Origin of the sequence: Faucicola osloensis (genome assembly GCF_020041925.1) — a bacterium.
Lineage (GTDB): Bacteria > Pseudomonadota > Gammaproteobacteria > Pseudomonadales > Moraxellaceae > Faucicola > Faucicola osloensis_D.
The window spans coordinates 553,093-573,503 of sequence record NZ_CP083409.1 but is presented as its reverse complement, the minus strand read 5'-3'; the positions used below and the strand labels follow the sequence as shown (position 1 = coordinate 573,503).

The 20,411-nt window shown below is 43.5% G+C and carries 18 protein-coding genes; 9 read left to right on the top strand and 9 right to left on the bottom strand.

Features of this window, described 5'->3' with window-relative positions; all coding sequences use genetic code 11:
• The first annotated feature begins 60 nt into the window (after positions 1 to 60).
• Positions 61 to 789, top strand: a complete 729-nt coding sequence (locus LAJ61_RS02475; RefSeq protein ID WP_143822824.1) for an amino acid ABC transporter ATP-binding protein — start codon at positions 61 to 63, stop codon at positions 787 to 789.
• A 73-nt stretch (positions 790 to 862) separates the two neighbouring features.
• On the opposite strand, the gene LAJ61_RS02470 is transcribed toward LAJ61_RS02475, so the two are convergent.
• Together LAJ61_RS02470 and LAJ61_RS02465 are read right to left on the bottom strand one after the other, a co-directional pair.
• Positions 863 to 2,221, bottom strand: a complete 1,359-nt coding sequence (locus tag LAJ61_RS02470) for a WS/DGAT/MGAT family O-acyltransferase (RefSeq protein WP_224054352.1) — start codon at positions 2,219 to 2,221, stop codon at positions 863 to 865.
• A gap of 28 nt (positions 2,222 to 2,249) precedes the next feature.
• Entirely contained in the window at positions 2,250 to 3,086 is an 837-nt protein-coding gene (locus tag LAJ61_RS02465; protein WP_409034981.1) for a thiazole synthase, read from the bottom strand.
• A 173-nt stretch (positions 3,087 to 3,259) separates the two neighbouring features.
• Here LAJ61_RS02465 and gspE point away from each other — a divergent pair, with 173 nt between their 5' ends.
• Positions 3,260 to 4,765, top strand: coding sequence for a type II secretion system ATPase GspE (gene gspE, locus LAJ61_RS02460; RefSeq protein ID WP_224054350.1), 1,506 nt, complete (start codon positions 3,260 to 3,262; stop codon positions 4,763 to 4,765).
• Between the two features lie 14 nt (positions 4,766 to 4,779).
• Here the strand turns inward: gspE and LAJ61_RS02455 are convergent, their stop codons facing one another.
• The 3 genes from LAJ61_RS02455 to LAJ61_RS02445 form a co-directional block, all read right to left on the bottom strand.
• Positions 4,780 to 5,553 carry a hypothetical protein gene (locus tag LAJ61_RS02455; protein WP_224054349.1) on the bottom strand — a complete coding sequence of 258 codons (774 nt, stop codon included), beginning with the start codon at positions 5,551 to 5,553 and terminating at the stop codon, positions 4,780 to 4,782.
• A 70-nt stretch (positions 5,554 to 5,623) separates the two neighbouring features.
• Positions 5,624 to 7,090 (bottom strand): tRNA (N6-isopentenyl adenosine(37)-C2)-methylthiotransferase MiaB, encoded by a 1,467-nt coding sequence (gene miaB, locus LAJ61_RS02450; RefSeq protein ID WP_224054348.1) that lies wholly within the window; start codon positions 7,088 to 7,090, stop codon positions 5,624 to 5,626.
• A 73-nt stretch (positions 7,091 to 7,163) separates the two neighbouring features.
• Positions 7,164 to 7,925, bottom strand: a complete 762-nt coding sequence (locus LAJ61_RS02445) for a class I SAM-dependent methyltransferase (RefSeq protein WP_224054347.1) — start codon at positions 7,923 to 7,925, stop codon at positions 7,164 to 7,166.
• A 259-nt stretch (positions 7,926 to 8,184) separates the two neighbouring features.
• Between LAJ61_RS02445 and LAJ61_RS02440 the strand changes: the two genes are divergently transcribed.
• The 4 genes from LAJ61_RS02440 (at position 8,185) to LAJ61_RS02425 (ending at position 12,965) form a co-directional block, all read left to right on the top strand.
• Positions 8,185 to 10,170: a lytic transglycosylase domain-containing protein gene (locus tag LAJ61_RS02440; protein WP_224054346.1), complete on the top strand. Its 1,986-nt coding sequence runs from the start codon at positions 8,185 to 8,187 to the stop codon at positions 10,168 to 10,170.
• Positions 10,171 to 10,474: 304 nt separating this feature from the next.
• The gene (locus LAJ61_RS02435; RefSeq protein ID WP_224054345.1) at positions 10,475 to 11,248 is read left to right on the top strand and encodes a T2 family ribonuclease; all 774 of its coding nucleotides are present in this window, start codon (positions 10,475 to 10,477) and stop codon (positions 11,246 to 11,248) included.
• A 229-nt stretch (positions 11,249 to 11,477) separates the two neighbouring features.
• Positions 11,478 to 12,464 (top strand): malate dehydrogenase, encoded by a 987-nt coding sequence (locus LAJ61_RS02430; RefSeq protein ID WP_224054344.1) that lies wholly within the window; start codon positions 11,478 to 11,480, stop codon positions 12,462 to 12,464.
• 237 nt (positions 12,465 to 12,701) lie between these two features.
• Positions 12,702 to 12,965 carry a DUF2789 family protein gene (locus LAJ61_RS02425; RefSeq protein ID WP_224054343.1) on the top strand — a complete coding sequence of 88 codons (264 nt, stop codon included), beginning with the start codon at positions 12,702 to 12,704 and terminating at the stop codon, positions 12,963 to 12,965.
• Positions 12,966 to 13,072: 107 nt separating this feature from the next.
• Here the strand turns inward: LAJ61_RS02425 and htpX are convergent, their stop codons facing one another.
• The 4 genes from htpX to LAJ61_RS02405 all read right to left on the bottom strand — a co-directional run bounded on the left by htpX (position 13,073) and on the right by LAJ61_RS02405 (position 17,378).
• On the bottom strand, positions 13,073 to 13,963 hold the full coding sequence (gene htpX, locus LAJ61_RS02420) for a protease HtpX (protein WP_224054342.1): 891 nt from the start codon (positions 13,961 to 13,963) through the stop codon (positions 13,073 to 13,075).
• 170 nt (positions 13,964 to 14,133) lie between these two features.
• The gene (locus tag LAJ61_RS02415) at positions 14,134 to 14,898 is read right to left on the bottom strand and encodes a lytic transglycosylase domain-containing protein (RefSeq protein WP_224054341.1); all 765 of its coding nucleotides are present in this window, start codon (positions 14,896 to 14,898) and stop codon (positions 14,134 to 14,136) included.
• 766 nt (positions 14,899 to 15,664) lie between these two features.
• Positions 15,665 to 17,032 carry a ribosome rescue GTPase HflX gene (gene hflX / locus LAJ61_RS02410; RefSeq protein ID WP_224054340.1) on the bottom strand — a complete coding sequence of 456 codons (1,368 nt, stop codon included), beginning with the start codon at positions 17,030 to 17,032 and terminating at the stop codon, positions 15,665 to 15,667.
• Between the two features lie 187 nt (positions 17,033 to 17,219).
• Positions 17,220 to 17,378, bottom strand: a complete 159-nt coding sequence (locus tag LAJ61_RS02405; protein WP_159375139.1) for a hypothetical protein — start codon at positions 17,376 to 17,378, stop codon at positions 17,220 to 17,222.
• A 66-nt stretch (positions 17,379 to 17,444) separates the two neighbouring features.
• Here LAJ61_RS02405 and LAJ61_RS02400 point away from each other — a divergent pair, with 66 nt between their 5' ends.
• The 3 genes from LAJ61_RS02400 (at position 17,445) to LAJ61_RS02390 (ending at position 20,383) form a co-directional block, all read left to right on the top strand.
• Positions 17,445 to 18,443, top strand: a complete 999-nt coding sequence (locus LAJ61_RS02400; RefSeq protein ID WP_224054339.1) for a GNAT family N-acetyltransferase — start codon at positions 17,445 to 17,447, stop codon at positions 18,441 to 18,443.
• 230 nt (positions 18,444 to 18,673) lie between these two features.
• Positions 18,674 to 19,552, top strand: coding sequence for a lysophospholipid acyltransferase family protein (locus tag LAJ61_RS02395; protein WP_224054338.1), 879 nt, complete (start codon positions 18,674 to 18,676; stop codon positions 19,550 to 19,552).
• A gap of 468 nt (positions 19,553 to 20,020) precedes the next feature.
• Positions 20,021 to 20,383 (top strand): roadblock/LC7 domain-containing protein, encoded by a 363-nt coding sequence (locus tag LAJ61_RS02390; RefSeq protein WP_224054337.1) that lies wholly within the window; start codon positions 20,021 to 20,023, stop codon positions 20,381 to 20,383.
• Positions 20,384 to 20,411: the final 28 nt, after the last annotated feature.

Below are 20,411 nucleotides of genomic sequence, written 5' to 3'. Positions count from 1 at the left end.
ACCTGGCTCAACGAATTTGGTGGCTTGGTATCAAACAGTGGACACGCCAGTCCCGATATCATGATTAATGTCAACAAAATCAGTAAATGGTATGGCGACTTTCAAGTATTGACCGACTGTACCGCGCATGTGCACAAAGGCGATGTGACCGTTATCTGTGGTCCATCAGGTAGCGGTAAATCAACTTTAATCAAAACCGTCAATGGGCTTGAAGCCTTTCAACAAGGTGAAATCTTGATTGATGGCATGTCGGTCGGCGCCAAAGAAACCGACTTGCCAAAACTACGAAGCCGGGTAGGGATGGTATTTCAGCATTTCGAACTGTTTCCGCATTTATCCATCTTAGAAAACTTGACCTTGGCACAAATCAAAGTATTGGGTCGTAGTCAGTCTGAAGCGCAGAAAAAAGGCTTGGGTTATCTCGACCGCGTGGGTCTGTCAGCGCATGCCAAAAAATACCCTGCCGAATTGTCAGGCGGTCAGCAGCAACGGGTAGCAATTGCGCGTGCGCTCAGTATGGACCCGATTGCAATGCTATTTGATGAGCCAACTTCCGCGCTTGACCCTGAGATGATTCAAGAGGTGCTTGAGGTGATGATTGAGCTTGCTAATGAGGGCATGACCATGATGTGTGTGACCCACGAAATGGGCTTTGCGCGCCAAGTCGCCAACCGTATTATCTTTATGGATCAAGGTCATATCGTTGAAAACTGTAGCCGTGAAGAATTCTTCGCCGGTGCGCGTAGCGAACGCGCGAAAGATTTCTTGTCAAAAATCTTAAATCACTAAATATAAAATAAAGTTTATTTCATTAAAAAACGGCAGTCACTGCCGTTTTTTTATTGTCAAAGTTTGCATTAGCCTAGTTGCTGATGAGCGATTCAAACTGCTTGAGTTCCTCTTCCATATAAGTGAGTAATCGTTGGCTATGGGGCAATATTTGGCTACAGGTGACGATACAAAACTCGATTTTATCCACGTAAGTACACAAAGTGATATTCATCGCTTGGTCATTGAGCACAATCGAGGCAGGATACAGTGCCTGCAGTTTTGCCCCTTGCCAATACAAAGGCTGATGCGAGCCTGGTACATTTGAGATAATCAAGTTAAAACCGCGATAATCGGGAAACAGACCCGTAAGTACCTGCAATCCTGAACGGCTATAAGCCACCCCACTATAAATAATCGATGAGGCTTGCTTCATCCGTGAAAAGCGTTTTTTACTATTTTTGGTGCTGCCATTAATCGTCTTTAACCGTGCCACAGGGTCGGCAAGGTGGGTGGCAAGATTGGCTAAAATAAAGGTAATTTGATTGCCAACGTGTTGGCTTGCGCTATCGTTGTCATCGCGCAGGGATAAGGGTACAAAAGCGATCAATGGTTTTTTGGGTAAGCCATTCATATCGAGCAAATAACGGCGTAACGCGCCCGAACAAATCGCCAAAATCACATCATTGACGGTCACAGCGTAATGTTTGGCGATGGTTTGAAAACGAATAAGCTCATAAGATTGGGCAGAGATACGCCGTGAGCTTGATACCGGTTGGTTGAGGGGGCTATCTGGCGCTTGGGTGGTGGTAATGTAGTCTTTGTGAAATCGCTCTACCACATTTTTACCTAAAGCTTTGATGGCGGGTGGGATAGCGAGCGCTTGCTCTTTGACGACACGTAGAAGGGATTTATCTTCTGGTATCAACGCATCGAGTTGGTGACGATGGCGGGTCATTAGCGACCAAATTGGCAAGCTAATACGCTCGGTTGGCGATTCTGATAGCGATTTTTTCACCAAACGAATCGCCGCTATCCCATCGACCATAGAATGGTGAATCTTAAAATACAACGCAAAACGATTGCCTTCAATCCCTTCGATGATGTGACATTCCCACATCGGTTTGGCACGATTGAGTAATTTGCTGTGCTCTTGAGATACATAGGTCAATAGCTCACGGATGCGTGCCGGTTTGGGCAGGGCGATATGGCGAAAATGATGGTCGACTTCAAAATTTTCATCGGTTTTCCACCATGCTAGATGATATAACACTTGGTTAAACGGAAAACTCGGCGGCGTCTTTTGCGTGACCATCTGCTGCACCAAATCACTGACAAAGGTATCGCTTGCGCCATCGGGAATCTCAAACAAGAACAGCCCACCAATGTGCATCGGCTGATTGCGATTTTCAAGTAAGATAAATAACTGGTCAATGGCGGTGAGCAGACGCATGCGATGTCCTTAAGTATGAAATAATAAATTAGCGGAAAAAATAGCCAGTCTGTGGCGAGCTAGCTTGTGCCATATAACGCGCTGGCATACGACCCGCCAAAAAGGCTTCACGTCCAGCCATCACCGCATGTTTCATGGCAGACGCCATCAATACAGGGTTTTGTGCATGAGCAATCGCGGTGTTCATCAGCACACCATCACAGCCTAATTCCAAGGCAATGGCGGCATCACTGGCGGTACCCACGCCTGCATCCACCAAAACAGGCACTTGGGTCTGCTCAATGATTAGACTTAAGGTATGGCGATTTAATAGCCCTAAGCCTGAGCCAATCAAACTGCCCAATGGCATAATCGCCACACAGCCCATGCTCTCTAGTTCTTTGGCAACAATCGGGTCATCTGAGGTGTACACCATCACATCAAAGCCATCATCAATCAACGTCTTAGCCGCTTTGACGGTTTCGATGACGTTGGGATACAGATTTTTTTCATCGCCCAATACTTCAAGTTTGACAAGGTTGTGCCCATCCAACAATTCACGCGCTAATTGACAGGTACGAACGGCGCTAGCCGCGTCAAAACAGCCAGCGGTGTTAGGCAAAATGGTGTATTTTTCGGGAGAAATCACATCGAGTAGATTGGGTTCATCTTTTTTCTGCCCGATATTCACGCGCCGAATGGCGACAGTGACGATTTGCGCCCCGCTGGCAGCGATGGCTTCGCCTGTTTGTGCCAAATCTGTATATTTGCCAGTACCGACGAGCAAACGAGAGGTAAACGTGCGCGAACCAATGTGTAGGAGGTCGTTTGGGGCAGTCAGCGTATTTTGGGTTTCAGGATTTTGAGTTAAAGTGGTTTGGGTCATTGTCATCCCTTTTTAGATTTTGATTGTCATGGTTATCAATCAGTAAAAAATGCTTTAGTATAACAAAATATAGCCTGACTCAGGGTCTTTTTGTGCACCTTGGTAGGATTTGTGCTGTTGATAAGCTACAATGGAACGCATCTTTTCTTGGCTTATTTCATTCGATAATACCTATGCTAAATCCGATTGCCTTGCCCTATAGTTTTGCCAAACGTCATCAACTGCTGTTGCAATACTCGCAAGAGTTGACTGCCCCGCCGACGTTGTTGATGACGGCTGATACCCCTATGGAAGCCATCAACGAAGCTAACCGTTTTGCCAGTCAAGCAGGGGTGCCGCTGCCATTGAATTTTGCTATGGCGCAAAGTGACGATTTTGAAAAGCAGTTAGCCGCTGTCTATGCAGGCAACACAGGGGAATCTCAGCATATTGCCGCTGGGCTTGAAGACCATCCCGACTTGATTAGTCTTGCTGACAGTGTCCCTGAGACGGAAGACTTGATGGACCAAGAAGATGATGCACCGATTATTCGGCTGATTAACGCGCTGCTGTCCGAAGCCATTCGCCTAAACGCCTCAGATATTCACATCGAAACCTTTGAAAAACGCCTATCGGTGCGCTTTCGGATAGATGGGGTGCTCAAAGAAATTGTCAGTCCAAAACGAGAACTGTCACCGCTACTGGTGTCGCGTATTAAAGTGATGGCAAAACTGGATATCGCTGAAAAACGGGTACCGCAAGATGGACGCATCTCACTACGTCTGGCTGGGCGAGAAGTGGATGTACGGGTATCGACCTTACCATCAAATTTTGGTGAGCGTGTGGTGATGCGGCTTTTGGATAAACAAGCGGGTCGGTTAAATATGACCTATTTGGGATTATCAGACAATGATTATAGCGAGCTTAAACGCTTAATCCATCGCCCGCATGGCATTATTCTTGTCACAGGTCCGACAGGTTCGGGCAAAACCACGACGTTGTACGCGGCTTTAACGGATTTGAACGATAACACCCGTAATATTTTGACCGCTGAAGACCCGATTGAATTTCAGCTAGATGGTATTGGGCAAACCCAAGTCAATAATAAAGTGGATATGACCTTTGCCCGTAGTTTGCGAGCCATGCTACGCCAAGACCCTGACGTGGTCATGGTGGGAGAGATTCGCGATTTAGAGACTGCGGAAATTGCGGTGCAAGCGTCACTCACAGGTCACTTGGTACTCTCGACCCTGCATACCAATACGGCGATTGGTGCGGTGACGCGACTACAAGATATGGGGGTTGAACCGTTTTTGTTGTCATCGAGCCTCATTGGCGTGGTGGCACAGCGACTAGTGCGTACCTTGTGTCCGCATTGCCACACGTGGACGCTTGCCGATGGCTATCAAACGCAGATTTTTACTGAAATAGGCGAAGTCGGGGAGATTAAACTGCCAAAACCCGTGGGCTGTGAGAAATGCAATCAATCAGGATTTCGAGGACGTACCGCGATTTATGAAGTGGTGCCTGTGGATGACAAACTGCGACAATTGATTCATAGTCAAACAGCGGAGTTTGAGCTTGAAAGCTATGCCCGCAGCAAAACACCATCCATTCGCGCCGATGGACTCAAAAAAGTATTGGCAGGGAAAACTACATTGGAAGAAGTATTACGGGTGACCAAAGAAACTGAAGTTTAAGCCTATAAAAATTTTCATGGCTTATTTTCTTTTTCTCGCTCTAAATAATGACTTAAGGCTTCATGGACAAAATAAGTTAAAGCAATAGCTTTAAGGCTATTTACCTCAGTGCCATAATTATCTGACAATCCATGAAGAATCAAATGACGGTTGAAAATTTTTTTATCTTCGGCAGTTATATATTTATCTGTGTTTTCTGTTATTTCCGTTTTTATCCTAAATAGGGTAAAAATAACTTCTTCTAATTCGTCAGTAAATGTGAAATTATCAAATAAGTCATCAGTTTTAGGGAGTCCTGATTTATTATTTTTTGCCTTCTGAGAATATTTTTCAAAAATTCCTATTTTATTAGGTAATAAATCTCTTCCAATGCCTTCAGCTAGTAAAATAAAAGTTGGAATCGAAGAGTAATATTTCCCAGTATCATGAGTGTCAAAAGCATCTTTTATTTGATTAACTCTATTAGGGTATGTTTCTATTAACTGTCTTTTGAAATCATCCGCTTTAAATCTAATATAATTTTCTAAAAATTCATCTTGTTCATCTGAAGATTTTCCTATCAATCCATTAACCTTAGATGGTAAATCTATAAAGTCACCTTCAAGAATATATATAAACCAGCCTCTATTACTTAAGTCGGTTATTAATTTTTCTAAATCAGACGGTAGCTGATTATTAAAATAATCCAATCCCTTAATGAAATTATCCCAATCAAAAGAACTTTTAAATTCTTCCAAACTCCCTTTTAAAGTATTTAAGATATTAGAAGGTTTAGATTGCTTTCTCATATTAATTTCTGAAAATTGTTACGCAAATTAAGTTAGTAATTAAGAATGGATAATAAAACATATTATCCAATTAACCCAACACTTCCATCAACTCACCTTCCACCAAATGCGGACTCATGGCACGTGTGACTTTCACCATCACCAGTTTACCAATCAACGCGTCATCGCCTTTGAACAATACCGTTCGCGTATTATCTGCCGTCCCCATCAAAAATTCAGGATTGCGGTCGCCATGTTGCTCCACCAACACACGCACAGTTTGACCCACCATGCCTTGGGTTTTTGCCCAAGTCGAATCGACAATCACCTTTTGAAACTCAGCCAAACGGGCTTTTTTGGTTGCTATATCAACATTGTCGGGCAAGTCTGACGCAGGCGTACCTGGGCGCTTAGAGTAAATAAAGCTATACGAATGGTCAAAATCCAAATCTTTGGCAAGATTGAGCGTATCTTGGAAATCTTGGTCGGTTTCATTGGGAAAACCGATAATAAAATCGCTTGATAAATACATATCAGGGCGCACGGTGCGCAGTTTGCGGATTTGCTCAATGTAAATATCAATAGTGTGGTTACGCTTCATGGCGGCTAGGATAGCGTTGGAACCACTTTGCACAGGTAGGTGCAGGTGGGATACCAGTTTTGGTATTTTGGCATACGCTTCAATGATATCATCGCTAAATTCCAGTGGATGGCTGGTGGTATAGCGAATGCGCTCAATGCCGTCAACGTGTGCCACATAATGCAATAACTCACTAAAACGGCAAATCGTACCATCGTGTTTTTCGCCGCGGTAGCCATTGACGTTTTGCCCCAATAGTGTTACTTCACGTACCCCTTGGCTAGCAAGGCTGTCAATCTCGGCAAGTACGTCATCGAGGGGGCGCGAGATTTCTTCCCCGCGGGTGTAGGGAACCACGCAAAATGAGCAGTATTTTGAGCAGCCTTCCATGATGGATACAAACGCCTTAAACCCTTCCACTTTGGGTTCGGGTAAAAAGTCAAATTTTTCAATACTGGGGAAAGACACATCGACGACGCCGATACGGTTTTTGGGTTTGACATACAGCTGTTTGGTGGATTGGTCGTACAGTTCTGGCAGGCGATGCAGGGTTTGCGGTCCAAACACCATATCGACATGCGGGGCACGGCTTTGGATTTTATCGCCTTCTTGTGACGCCACGCAGCCACCTACACCGATGACCAAATTCGGGTTTTTCTCTTTAAGCTTTTTCCAGCGTCCGAGTTCAGAAAATACTTTTTCTTGCGCTTTTTCACGAATCGAGCAGGTATTCATGAGCAGCACATCGGCTTCTTCAGGATTGTCCGTCAGCACCATGCCATGGGAGTCGCCTAGCACATCCGCCATTTTTTCAGAGTCATACACATTCATCTGACAGCCTTGGGTCTCGATAAACACGCGTTTGACACGAGTATCCGCTAGTGGCATGGTGGGTTCAACACTCACCGCTAGCGTTGGCGTTACCAAATTTTGAGTTTTGGAAATCTGTGCTTTTGGGTCAAAAGTAGCAACTGTCATGACTACACCTAAATGTTTCGCCTAAAATAAACCCTTAATTATAACAGATTTTTTTGGCAAGATGCGGTAGTGATTATTTTGACAGCACTAAATAAATAACATCGGTGCTAAAATTGCCAGCCTGATCTATCTCAAAATATTGTCTAACAGACGCGGCACAATTTTTTTGTAAGGCTCGAATCACTTGTATGCTGGTATCAGGGGTATGCATACGAGCGACCCAACTGTCAAAATTTAACGCCAGTTTTTGCATCTCGACAGTCGCCACGCTAAAGCCGGTGATTTCTGCAAAATACAACCACTCGGCAAGACTGTAATCTTTGACATGACTGGGATCGCGGATGGTTTCAATGGTCTGTAAAAAATTATTGAGCACAGGGTTGCTATTGCCCAATACATCGACAATCACTACTTTGCCGTCGGGAGCTAGGGCGCGATGCATCTCAAACAGTGCTTGTGGTACATTTTGCCAATGGTGCGCAGAATAGCGCGTGATAATGGCATCAAATTGGTGGTCGGCAAAGGGTAATTTTTCTGCCGTACCGATTTGTGTGGTGATATTGGTTAAGCCGCGTGCTTTGGCTTGGCTGGCGACAACTTCGGTCATCGTAGGGGTAATGTCATAAGCAATCACTGATGTGGCAACAGGCGCCACCTGATAACTGACGTGCCCACCGCCACAGCCCAAATCCAATATATGCGCAAGCTTATGCGCCTCAATCAACTGTTTTATTTTGTCGAACTCAGCGCCTTGCGCATGGACAGCGCTATTAAGGTAGTTCTGGGATTTGTCTTGGTATTGTTGAATATTTAGGGTGTGTTGGGTAGATGTCATGGCTTATCGCATTTATGGGTGGCTAATAATAGACTTATCATAATCCAAATAATTGATAATTTATAGTTAATTAAATTTAAAATTAAAAAACTATTTGTTATATAAAATAAGCTGCAACATTTTTATACAATTAGTTGAGATTTGGGTAAATTTTTTTTAGTCGACAATCGTTATAATCGCTTCAGCAAGGTTAACCAATTTTTACATTACTTTTGTCATTTTTTGCCTATTTATCTTATTAAAGGTCTTACCAATTATTATGAAAAATCTCAAGCTTTCGATGATTTCATGCGGTGTGATTGCTGTTTTTGCAGAATCTGCTTGTGCAAGTAGCTATTCTGTAGGGACGCCTAGCACCGCTGATAGTTATTTTAACCAAGCCGAACGTGAAGCTAGCCGCGGCAACTTATCGCAAATGGGCAACTATCAGCAAATGATGGCGGGTGGCAGTCTAGACATGTATCCAGAATATTGGCAGCTCAATAAAGACTTAGACGCTCAGCCTGCATCAGCGATTGTGAGTTTTGCTAACCGTTATCCACAAACTGCGATGGCAGAAAAATTGGCGGCGGATTATGCGGAAACCAAAGCGCGGATGGGTGATTATGATGCAGTTAGACAAGTGGCGAGCTATGTAACCAATCCTGATGCCAGTGAAGCTTGTGCCATTGCGTTAGGTTTCAATCATGGTGGCGATAGCATGCGTGCTTATACCGAAAAAGGTAATGTTTGGCTTAATACTGATAAAAAACTGCCGCAGCTTTGCCAACAGTTGGCGACAGAGCTCAATGGCAATCGCATGGTTAGCAATGATGACCGTGAGCAGCGGCTGTATCGTATGCTACGCACGGGCAACAATGGCGATATCGTGCAGCTTGCCAGCCGATTGGGCGTGCAGCTGAGCTATAATCAGCTCATGAGCATCAGTAGCAGTCCCAACGCGTTTTTCTCACAAATCGGAAGTATGCCAGCAACCGCCAGCAATCGATATTTATATCTATACGGGTTAGGGCAACTTGCTAAAAAATCTGTCAGTGAAGCGGCGATGCAGCTCAACTATGATTTGGGGCGAAATCCGCAGTTTTTTGATGCTAAAACCCGTCAATATGCCTACCGTACCTTGGGTGTGGCAAGGATGGGGGTCAATACCGATCAAGGGTTTAGTAGTGACGCGGTTGATTGGATGCAAAAAAGTCTGGGCGTACCATTTAACAATGAAGAAGCCGAAAACTATGCCCAAGCAGCGATACGCTATAGCCGATGGTCAGATTTGGCACAAGCTATTGGCGCAATGGACTATAAAAATCAGCAGCAACCGATATGGCAATATTGGCTTGCCAAAGCCTACAAATTGGGCGGCACTAACCAGCAGCGTCAACAAGCCAATCAGCTATTTAGTCAATTGGCGCAAACCAATGACTATTATGGGCTGCTTGCCAAAGACCAAATTGGACAACGTTTTGACCGATTGCCGACCACGCCACCGGTGAGCAATAGTGACTACTCACGCCTCGCAAACGATAGTTTCTTTAATCGCGCATTTACCCTCTATAAACTTGCCGCCAATCCCAGCTATACCAACCGTGAATGGAATTGGGCAGTAAAAAAAGCACGAGACCGTGGTGATGAGACAATGATTTTGGCAGCGGCGCAAACCGCATCGGACATGGGATGGTATGACCGTGCTATCTACGCATTGGAATCCACCAAAACGATTCCAAATTCGGCACTGGCATTCCCGATGCCCCATCAGTCTAGTGTTGTGCAATACAGCCGCCAAGCAGGAATCGATCCTGCGTGGGCGTATGGCATCATGCGTCAAGAAAGCCGTTTTAATATCGGCGCGCGTTCGGGTGTCGGGGCAGGGGGGTTGATGCAAATCATGCCAGACACCGCGCGCTATATCGCACGTAAATTGGGCGAACCGTATGAGCCATCTCGCGTCGCAGGGGGTGATACCAATATCCGCTACGGTACGTATTATATGGGCGACATTTTAAATAAATTGGGCGGTCAGCCTGTACTCGCCACCGCGGGCTACAATGCAGGACCAGGTAAGGCCAAAACTTGGCAACCTGAGAACGGTAGCCTGGCGGCAGATCAGTATGTTGAGACCATTCCTTATGCAGAAACGCGCAATTATGTCAAAGCCGTGATGGAAAATGCGACCAATTATGATGTGCTCCTTGGCGGCAGCAACCAACCGATTAGTGAGCGTATGGGTACCATTGCTGCTAAATATTAAATTAATCTGAATTAAATAAACCTGCTAAATTTTCGCAAAAACAACAGCTAATTGATTGATAATGGTCAATAAATTACTGTTGTTTTTTAGTATATACAGGGTTTACAAAATCTGACCTAGTTAGTATGATTTCAAAAAATTGGCATGACTCATAAACATTAGTTTCGTTTGGCAAAAATTTAGTTATTTCAAGCAAAAAATTAATAAGTCAATGACCATTTTTATCACTTCTATTTTAAAAGCTCACTGTAAACGTTAAAACAACCTGCTTGTTTTTAATTATTGACTATTTGGTTTAATTGCTATGCTGTCATCTTGTCTGAAAACATTACTCGATTTTACCACCTGGCACACGGTTTCAAACACCGCCACATTGGGGTCGTTAAAGTTTAGAGCAAAGTTTCAAGATGAGGCGGCGGCAAATTTAGCGAGTTTAGTTATCAACTCAAGTCATCAAAAAAGCACAAAGTTTAGTGGCTATTTGTCAGTTGGCTGCTTGGCGGTGATGGGTGCTTTAGCAACCCCAGCTGCCCATGCCGACAGTGTTTTAGGAGTTGAATTATCCCCTGCCATCTGCAAGCTAAACCCATACATGGGTAATCTTCGCCAATGTATTGAAGGCAATCCGATGACGGTGAATTTTTATCGGGTGGCGAACCAGTCTTGTAGTAATAGCCGCTACAGCATGTCGCCACTGCAAGAAAAGATCACCTCAAAAGTCATTCCAGACGGTAATATTCGCAAAAATATTTGGCAGCAGTATGGTCGCTGCAGTGGTCTAAGTACCCCTAATTATTTTCGTACCATTACCTCGCTTGCCAGTCAATTAAAACTGCCAAAAGAACTCAGTAGCGGTCGCAGTTATCGATTCGCATCCAGTGGCTTGAGCCGTCAATTGTTATCTTTAAACCCTGGCATGAAGCCAAACTCGTTTAATTTTTTCTGTCAAAAAAATAGTGCAGGTCAATCTGTACTGACCTATATTAACGTGTGCTATGACAACAACGGACGTTTTGCCCAATGTGCCACACGCTCTTATACCTGTCCCAGTCAGTTTTTGATTGATGGTAATTATTGAGGGATGGCGGTATCAATTTTTGCTTAGGTTTAAGCATTTTCTATCTTGGTGTTTGACGGTGTGAAACCTATCATTGTCTAGGTAACTCGCCAATTGACCCCATAAATTTATGGTCTTTGGTGGTGGCAAGTGATAAACTAGGCAAGCTTTTTTAGACAACTTTTTCTGCTTTTTTCACTGCTTTGCATTTGCAAAGGATCTTGTACTTATCTCATAATAGGAGCTTTCAATGAAACAGCCTGTTCGTGTTGCGGTGACTGGTGCTGCTGGTCAAATCAGTTATTCATTATTATTTCGTATCGCATCGGGTGATATGTTAGGTAAAGACCAACCTGTCATTTTACAATTATTAGAAATCACGCCAGCTTTAGAAGCCTTAAAAGGTGTGGTAATGGAACTTGAAGATTGTGCATTCCCATTGCTAGCGGGCGTCGTACAAACCGACGACGCTAACGTTGCGTTCAAAGATGCGGACTATGCCCTACTGGTAGGTGCCCGTCCTCGTGGCCCAGGCATGGAGCGTAAAGATTTGCTCGAAGCCAACGCCGCCATCTTCTCTGCACAAGGTAAAGCGTTAAATGACAACGCTAGCCGTACTGTCAAAGTATTGGTTGTGGGTAACCCAGCCAACACCAATGCATTAATCGCACAGCGCAATGCCCCAGACCTAGACCCACGTAACTTTACTGCGATGACACGTCTTGACCACAACCGTGGTATGGCGCAATTGGCGGAAGAAACTGAAACTACCGTGAATGACATCAAAAAAATGATCATTTGGGGTAACCACTCTTCAACCCAGTACCCCGATTTGACCTTCACCACTGTAAAAGGTCAACCCGCTCTAGAGCAAGTACAACGTGACTGGTACGAAGGTACTTATATCCCTAACGTACAACAACGTGGTGCTGCCATCATTAAAGCACGTGGTGCCTCATCAGCGGCATCTGCTGCAAACGCTGCCATTGCGCACATTCGTTCATGGGCACTAGGCACTGACGAGAATGATTGGGTATCTATGGGTGTTTACTCAAATGGTGAATACGGTATCCAAAAAGGTCTTATCTACTCATTCCCATGTACTTGCCAAAATGGCGACTGGAAAATCGTTGAAGGGCTAGATGTTTCATCGGTGTTCTCACAAGAAAAAATGAAAGCCACCGAAACTGAGCTTGCTGAAGAGCGTGATGCGGTAAGCCACTTATTGCCCAACTAATTAGGTTATAACGTTTTAACTTCACAAAAAAACCAGTCTCGTTAGGCTGGTTTTTTTACATGAAATAACCACACTATACAATCAAATCACATTTTCTTTACCCAAAGTTGGCTACAATGGTCTAACGGTAAGAATAACCCATGGCACTTTTTTGATGATTTTTGAATAAAATGAGTGCTAAAAAATAATGACATTACAATAACCATTGATACTTTTTAGAGTACGAGGAGAACCACAATGATGACAGATGGCGAAAGAAACATTAATATGTTGTTTGAGCAAATGGGTATGGATGGCGATGATGCCGCGGTTGAACAATTTATTCAAGAACATCAATTGCCTCAATCACTCGAGCTGAGCGATGCGCCTTTTTGGAGTGACAGCCAACGTAAATTTTTAAAAGACGAATATCATGCAGATGCAGGTTGGATTGAAATCATCGATGAGCTCAACACCCTTCTACACAAAGATGCCATGGATGCGCAAAAACTGACCAAATAAGTCATTTTAATACGGTTAAAGGTATTTTCTAAATGTATTAAAAACTAACTAAAAAACCCAATCACTGATTGGGTTTTTTACATTGTTAAAACAAGTGGTCAAAATAATTACGGAGCCAATTTTTGTAAATGGGCAATACGGTCATCAAGGGAGGGGTGGCTGGCAAATAACTGGGCAAAACTAAATCCCCCTTTACCTTCATTAATCGCAAAGGCTTTCATGCCTTGTGGCATATAGTCAGGATGCTGGCTGGCAGGTTTTAACGCTTCTAAGGCGGAAATCATGTTGTATTTACCCGCCAAACGCGCCCCTGCTTCATCAGCACGGTATTCACGATAACGAGAGAACCACATTACCACTGCTTGTGCGGCAATACCAAACACAATATCTAACACCATACTGGTAATGTAATAGCCCATGCCAGGTGAATTGCTGTCATTTTTAAATACCGCCTGATCTACAAATAAACCCACAATACGCGCAAAGAACATCACAAAGCTGTTAACTACCCCTTGAACAAGCGCTAAGGTCACCATATCACCATTGGCAACGTGACCAATTTCATGGGCAAGTACCGCTTCGACTTCTTCTTGGTTCATCGATTGTAGTAGCCCAGTCGATACAGCAACTAAAGCTTTGTTTTTATTCCAACCCGTCGCAAAGGCATTGGGTGACGGATTATCAAAGATACCCACTTCTGGCATATCAATATTGACGTTTTGCGCCAAACGGTGAACCGTTTCGACTAGCCAAACTTCCAACTGGGTAGCAGGCTGTTCAATAACTTGCGTACCTGTAGAACGCTTTGCCAACCATTTTGACATCAACAGCGATACGAAAGACCCTATCATACCGTAGATGAAACACATCACCAGCAGGCTAGTCGTGCCTGTGCCGCCCAAATTGAACCCTAGCATTGGCGCGATGATATTCATAACGATACCAAAAACCACCATCACCGCTAGGTTAGTTAAAAGAAATAAGCCAATTCGTAACATGACGGTTTCCTAAAGATAATCAAACGATTAAATATACTTATCAACACTAAGTTGACTATGATATTTAGTATAATAGCGTCTAATGCAACAAATTAAAGGGGAAAGTAGCATAAATTTGTAACGTAAAAAAAGCCAGTATTAGACTGGCTTTGGGCTTATAGACATGGTTGTTAGCGGACAATCGTATAAGGATTCGATGAATTATAGCTAACATTTTGAAAGCCATTGCTGCTAGTACTAGAGCGCAGGTTGGGGTCATTGCGATATAAGTTGTTGTAGCGGCTTAACACACGTTGTACGTAGTCACGAGTTTCACGAAATGGGGGAATACCGCCGTATTTACTGACGTTGCCTTCACCGGCATTATAGCTCGCTATCACATGCTGAACATTACCAAAACGGTTTTGTAAAAATTTCAAATATTTTGCCGCGCCTTCGATGTTCTCGGCAGGGTTCCAAGCGTTATACACACCAAACCGCCTAGCTGTCGCAGGCATTAATTGCATTAACCCCTGTGCCCCAACAGGTGAGCGTGCATTGGGATTAAAACCTGATTCAGTATGCATCATGGCTTTCATCAATGCAGGGTCAACCCCATGACGCAGCGCAGAAGCCACAATCATGCTATCGTAGCTATTTTTGTTGCCACGCGCACTAGCAGGTACGGCAGCTTCATTGGCGCCCCAATTGCTATAACTATGCACATTGGTATCCGCGTAATAAGTGACTTTGACTTTTTTGGTAAAATTTTGGAAATTATTTCCTGCAGGGCGATTGTTGCTGACTACATTGGTCAACAGTACCTGACCATTGCTATCTTTAAACACATACATATTGCCAGCGTTCGCTGCATCCATACTTGCCAAACTGCCCAATGACAATAGGGAAGCCGATAGCAAATAAGGTAGGCGAGGTTTCTTTGCAAACAATACCATAAATATACCTATGTTAAATTTTTGACAATACGTCACGGTAAAGCAGATGACTATAGAATTTGAGGTGAGCGTAACGTTTTAAACTGACATAAAAAGATAAAATTCGTTATGTTTCAATGACATTTGATAACAATATTATAAAAGAATTGGCATGAAATATACCATAAATCTGTCAAAAACTGGTTAAAGTTTACAAAAAATCAGATAAGGGGAAAAAAGGGAATCAATTGCCAAAAAACTTGTAGAACTTTTGGGCTGGATACGAAGGATTAGAAAGACAAGGGTTCAAAATTTTTAGCCATAAAAATTATCAAATTTTCAAGCCTTAAAACTTAAAAAAAAAAGTAAAATTTTTTGCTTGCACTTTGCAAAAAACTATAACTCTATGATTTATATAACTAAAATAATTGGTTAAAAAATAACCAATTTAGAGATAACCTATAGTGATATGCGGTTTATTGTTGTCAAGTCATAAGTTATCCACATGGTTATCCACATAAATTGGGGAAAATAACCTAAATTATTGATATTGATAAAAAATAAACTCAAATAACCCTCAAAATAACTGAAGAAAATCTGATAGCGTAATGGGCGACATGACAAAAGAATGACAAATTGACGAATATATTTTTAAGATTTAACCAACTTATAGTCAATAGGCGCAGTTTATCGGACTTTACGGTCATTTATTTAGCCAAAAAAAACCTGCATCAACTTAAATTTTGATGCAGGTCTACTATTATTATATTGTTAAATAGATAACAAGTTATGTCTCGTTGACGGTATCCAATGGCAGCTGTAGTAGTTGTTCAAATGGCTCAAGCACTGGCGCAAGCAGTTTGGCTTGTGCTTGCGGCAATACTTCTTCAGGTGCGATACCAAATTCACCCAACAACTGCTTAAGCTTGTCCACCGACATCATTGCAGTCAGTTTGGTTTGACCCGTTTCATCGTAGCTGAGGTCTTCAATCACTTCTAACTTATGCAGTTCGTGTTGCAATTGTCCAAAATTGGCCGGTAAGGTTAATTCAAACCGCTGTAATTGACCCACCAATAACTGCTGCACGGCAAGGGTAAGTTGCTCGATACCTAATTGCTCATGGGCAGAGACATACACCCGATTGGGCTTGGCTTTATCACTATAACCGATATGTGGCGGTTCACCTGTGAGATCAATTTTATTAAACACATTTAGCACAGGCACTTGATTATCAATTTCCGCTAACACGGATTGTACCGCGGCGATTTGCTCATGCATGTCTTCACGGTGACTATCAATAACATGCAGTAACAAATCTGCCTCTAAGGTTTCTTCTAGCGTGGCATGAAATGCTTCCACTAGCTCATGCGGCAAATGGCGAACAAAACCGACCGTGTCGACAAGTACCACCTTACCCACGCCCGACCATGACACACTCCGTAGCGTCGGGTCAAGCGTCGCAAATAGCTGATTGGCGGCATAGATATTTTCATGGGTCAGGGTATTAAATAAGGTTGATTTACCCGCATTGGTATAACCGACCAGTGAAATTGTCGGCACCGAGGATTTTTGGCGTTTGGCACGACCTTGTGCGCGGGTTTGTTTGACCTTATCAAGCTTGGCTTTGAGTTGCCCGACACGCACCTGTAACAAGCGTCTATCGGTTTCAAGCTGGGTTTCGCCTGGACCGCGCAGACCAATACCGCCTTTTTGGCGCTCCAAGTGCGTCCAGCCGCGTACCAAGCGAGTCGCTAAGTGATTAAGCTGGGCAAGTTCAACTTGCAGTTTACCTTCGTAGGTTCGCGCACGCTGGGCAAAAATATCCAAGATAAGACCCGTTCTATCAAGCACACGGCACTGCACCAAGCGCTCAATATTGCGCTCCTGCGATGGGGTCAAACTATGGTTAAAAATGACAATATCTGCCTCATATTGCTTGACAAGTTCCCCGATTTCTTCGGCTTTACCCGTACCCACAAAGTATTTGGCGTCAGGCTTAGACCGCGTACCTGTGACCAAGGCTTGTTTTTGTGCCCCTGCCGAATCCACCAACAATTCAAATTCTTCCAAATCGTCTGGGTCATTGAGATGGGTAATATTTAAATGGACTAAGATGGCTTTTTCACCACCTTCATAACGCTCAAAATACTCCAATGATTTATCCTTTCGTTGTGAGTGTAAAAATGTGTCTATTTATAAGTGTACTATTACTATTTAAGTCTATTAAGTTAAACATTCGCTTAAATAGTCGATAGCCGCATTAGAAAAGCGCTAGACACGATAGATGGATTATGCATATCAATATAAGGTTTTTTTGCAGAACTTTTAATCAAATTTACAATTAGTAACTTAAAACGGGGGTAAAGGCGCAGGTTTGGTCATGGTTTTGCCATGAAAACGTCATTGAAACGACACGGGTGTCACGCATACTGACCTCATGCAGACTACTATCAAATCGGATGATGGCGACTTTGTAGCGTTGAGAATGAGTCAGTGACAAGCTAAGGCATTTTTCGCTCAGCAGCTGGCTAATGCCATAGCAAAAACCACCATAGGTAACAGTAAGATGACTGATTTTGTAGAACAAACTAATTTTGTAGCACAAAATAACGGCGCCAAATTATACGAAGATATCGCCACTTATCCTGTTGATAGTCTTTTTAATACCCAGTTAATTGCGCAGTTGCTGGCACATAATTTTGCTGATATGGCTGTGGTCGAGACCCTAGCACCGCTGGTGAAGCCAACGCTTAGCCGCACAAGTGCGCGTCATCGCCCGTTATTTAAGTCAGTGATGATTAACGTGAGTGAGGATAAGTTTTCGCTACAAAACGAGCAGCATTTACTCAATGCCCAGCGCCTACGTACTTTGACCTTTACCCAAGCGTTTTCAGTAAGTTTTGCGGGATTTCATCCAAGCTCAGAGCAGCCGCTAGATCGGGATGATTTTGATAATTATTGTACCCATGTGGTGGTGTATGACGAAACTCGGCAAGATAGCTTTGGGCAACCACTCGCGGTGGCAACCACCCGATTATTGGATAAAAACGGCGCGATAAAAGCTGGGCAGTTTTATAGCGAGCATGAGTTTAGGCTGGGTCGCTTGCTCGATGATTACCCGTATAATGTGCTAGAAATCGGTCGCACCTGTGTGCACCCAGATTACCGAGGTATTACCACGATTAATCATCTGTGGGAATCCATCGCGGCAGTTGCCAAAGCTTACAATGTCAATGCGTTTATGGGCTGTGCCTCAGTTCCGATGGAAGAGAGCAATGTGCAAAACTGGTTAGATCATCAGCTTGATAGTACCAAGCTAGATGTCAAAGTGACCCGTAAATTGCCAGAAGACAAATTATCCGCTATCGATTTGGCGCAAGTGGCTGATGTGGACTTGGCGAATCCGCAAAATTTTGCCTTGCCAGCACTGTTAAAAATGTACGTCAAAATGGGCTGTAGTGTTGGCGCAGCGGCTTGTTATGACCCTGAGTTTGACTGTGCTGATGTGTTTGTTTGGTTGCCGTTTGAACAAGTCAAACCGCGCTATCAGCACTATTTGCACTAACTTGTTTATTGATAAAGGCAAAAGTGCTAATCTTAACCAAGATAAACCGGGTTTGGTCACTGTTATTGAGTGATTGATACTTAGTTATTATTAGTCGGTTATTATTACTCGGTTATTGTTACTTAGTGATTGCTATTGGGTTATTGCTAAAACTCAAACAGACGCAGTAAGCCGTGTGCCCAATAATTTGCTATACTACATCCACAATTTTTCACTCACATATTTACCTTATGCAAAAATCTAACCATAAAACCGCGCCATCGGCGTTGACGATCAGTAGCCTACTTAGCGAAACAGCAAAACAACTGCGACAACCTGCTACCTATAGTAAAAAGAATTTGGCGACCCAGTGGCAACGCAGCAAGCGCGTTGTGAATTTAATGGCAGCGATTCAAACAGGGGTAGGCTATGCGTGGCAGATTAGCCACACACCAAATCCCGATAATCAGCAAATCATCCAACTGATTCAAAAATTTTGTAAAAAATCGCTCAAAGCGTTAGGTATTGAGGTGACTGCACTTGAGCCAATACCGACGCATCACGCGCTATGGGCGAGCAACCATATCTCTTGGCTAGATATCCCTGTGGTGGGTAGTATTGTACCGACCTTCTTTTTGTCCAAAGCGGAAATCGCGAATTGGCCGGTGATTGGCTGGATGGCGACCACCGCCCACACTTTATTTATCCAGCGCGGTTCAGGCGATACTAGTAAAATCAGTGAGCAGATGAGTGAGTTTTTATCACAAGGCTCACCCGTGGTTTTCTTCCCAGAAGCGACGACCACAGACGGTACAGCGATTAAACGTATTTATGGCAACTTGTTGCAGTCTGCGATGGACAGCCAAGTGCTCATTCAACCGATTGTGATTTGCTATGTCAACCAAGATGGCGAACTTGACCAAAACATTCCGTATTATGGCGATATTGGGTTGATAGATAGCGTCAAACGTGTCCTTGATAACCGCCCTGCCAAAGCCTATGTGTTGCCATTAGCAGCCATTGACCCTACGGGTAAAACCCGAAATGAAATTACCGCTATCTTGCAGCAGCGCATGGTGGATGGACTGGCGCGTTTGCACCAACAAGTGCTTCACGCTAAACAGCCTTAATCGTTACGGTTATTGTTAACTATAAAGCCAAGCTGACATCGCCTTGGCTTTTTTTTATTATGTGAATATCACAGACGCTCACTAAAATTTTTTCAGTCTCATTGTATTGTAATAAAATGTAAAAATTTCATCAAATCTGTTATCATATGCGCAACAAAACGTTATATGACAATCACTTGCGATTAAATAGTCGCTACAGCGTCTAAACTGTTAACCCGCATCAATTACCCATGAGCGACGCTTAATCAAACCGTCACTGGACAACGTTTGTCATCTATTTGAGCACGGTTATTTTTATACGATTATTTTTGCACCATTATTTTTACACTCTGCCCGCCACAATGACGAGTGAGTTTAATACCGATTGGATGAGTGCAAGCTTGTGGGTATTTTGACCGGTAAATTTGTTCATTAACCCCTAAATTTTTCACTGACCCTCTAAATTTGTTTACTAAAAAGGTTCTTGATATGCGTACCGATATGTTCCAACAAATCTTAAATGACCTAAACAGCTCTTCAGCGGATGTAGAAGCCTCTGCGCTGATTTCAACCGATGGTTTGATGATTGCGTCAGCCTTGCCATCAGGCATTGATGAAGACCGTGTCGGTGCGATGTCAGCGGCGCTACTATCACTGGGTGACCGTGCAGGTCGAGAACTAGCGCGTGGCAGTATCGAGCGCGTTATGGTGCAAGGCGAAAAAGGCTATGTGATTATGTCGGCATCGGGTACAGAAGCGGTATTGACCATTTTGACCAAACCAAATGCTAAATTGGGTCTAGTGTTCTTGGATATGAAGCGTGCGGCTGAAGCCTTATCAAAACTTATCTAAAACTTACAAACAGTTTAACTTTGTCAGC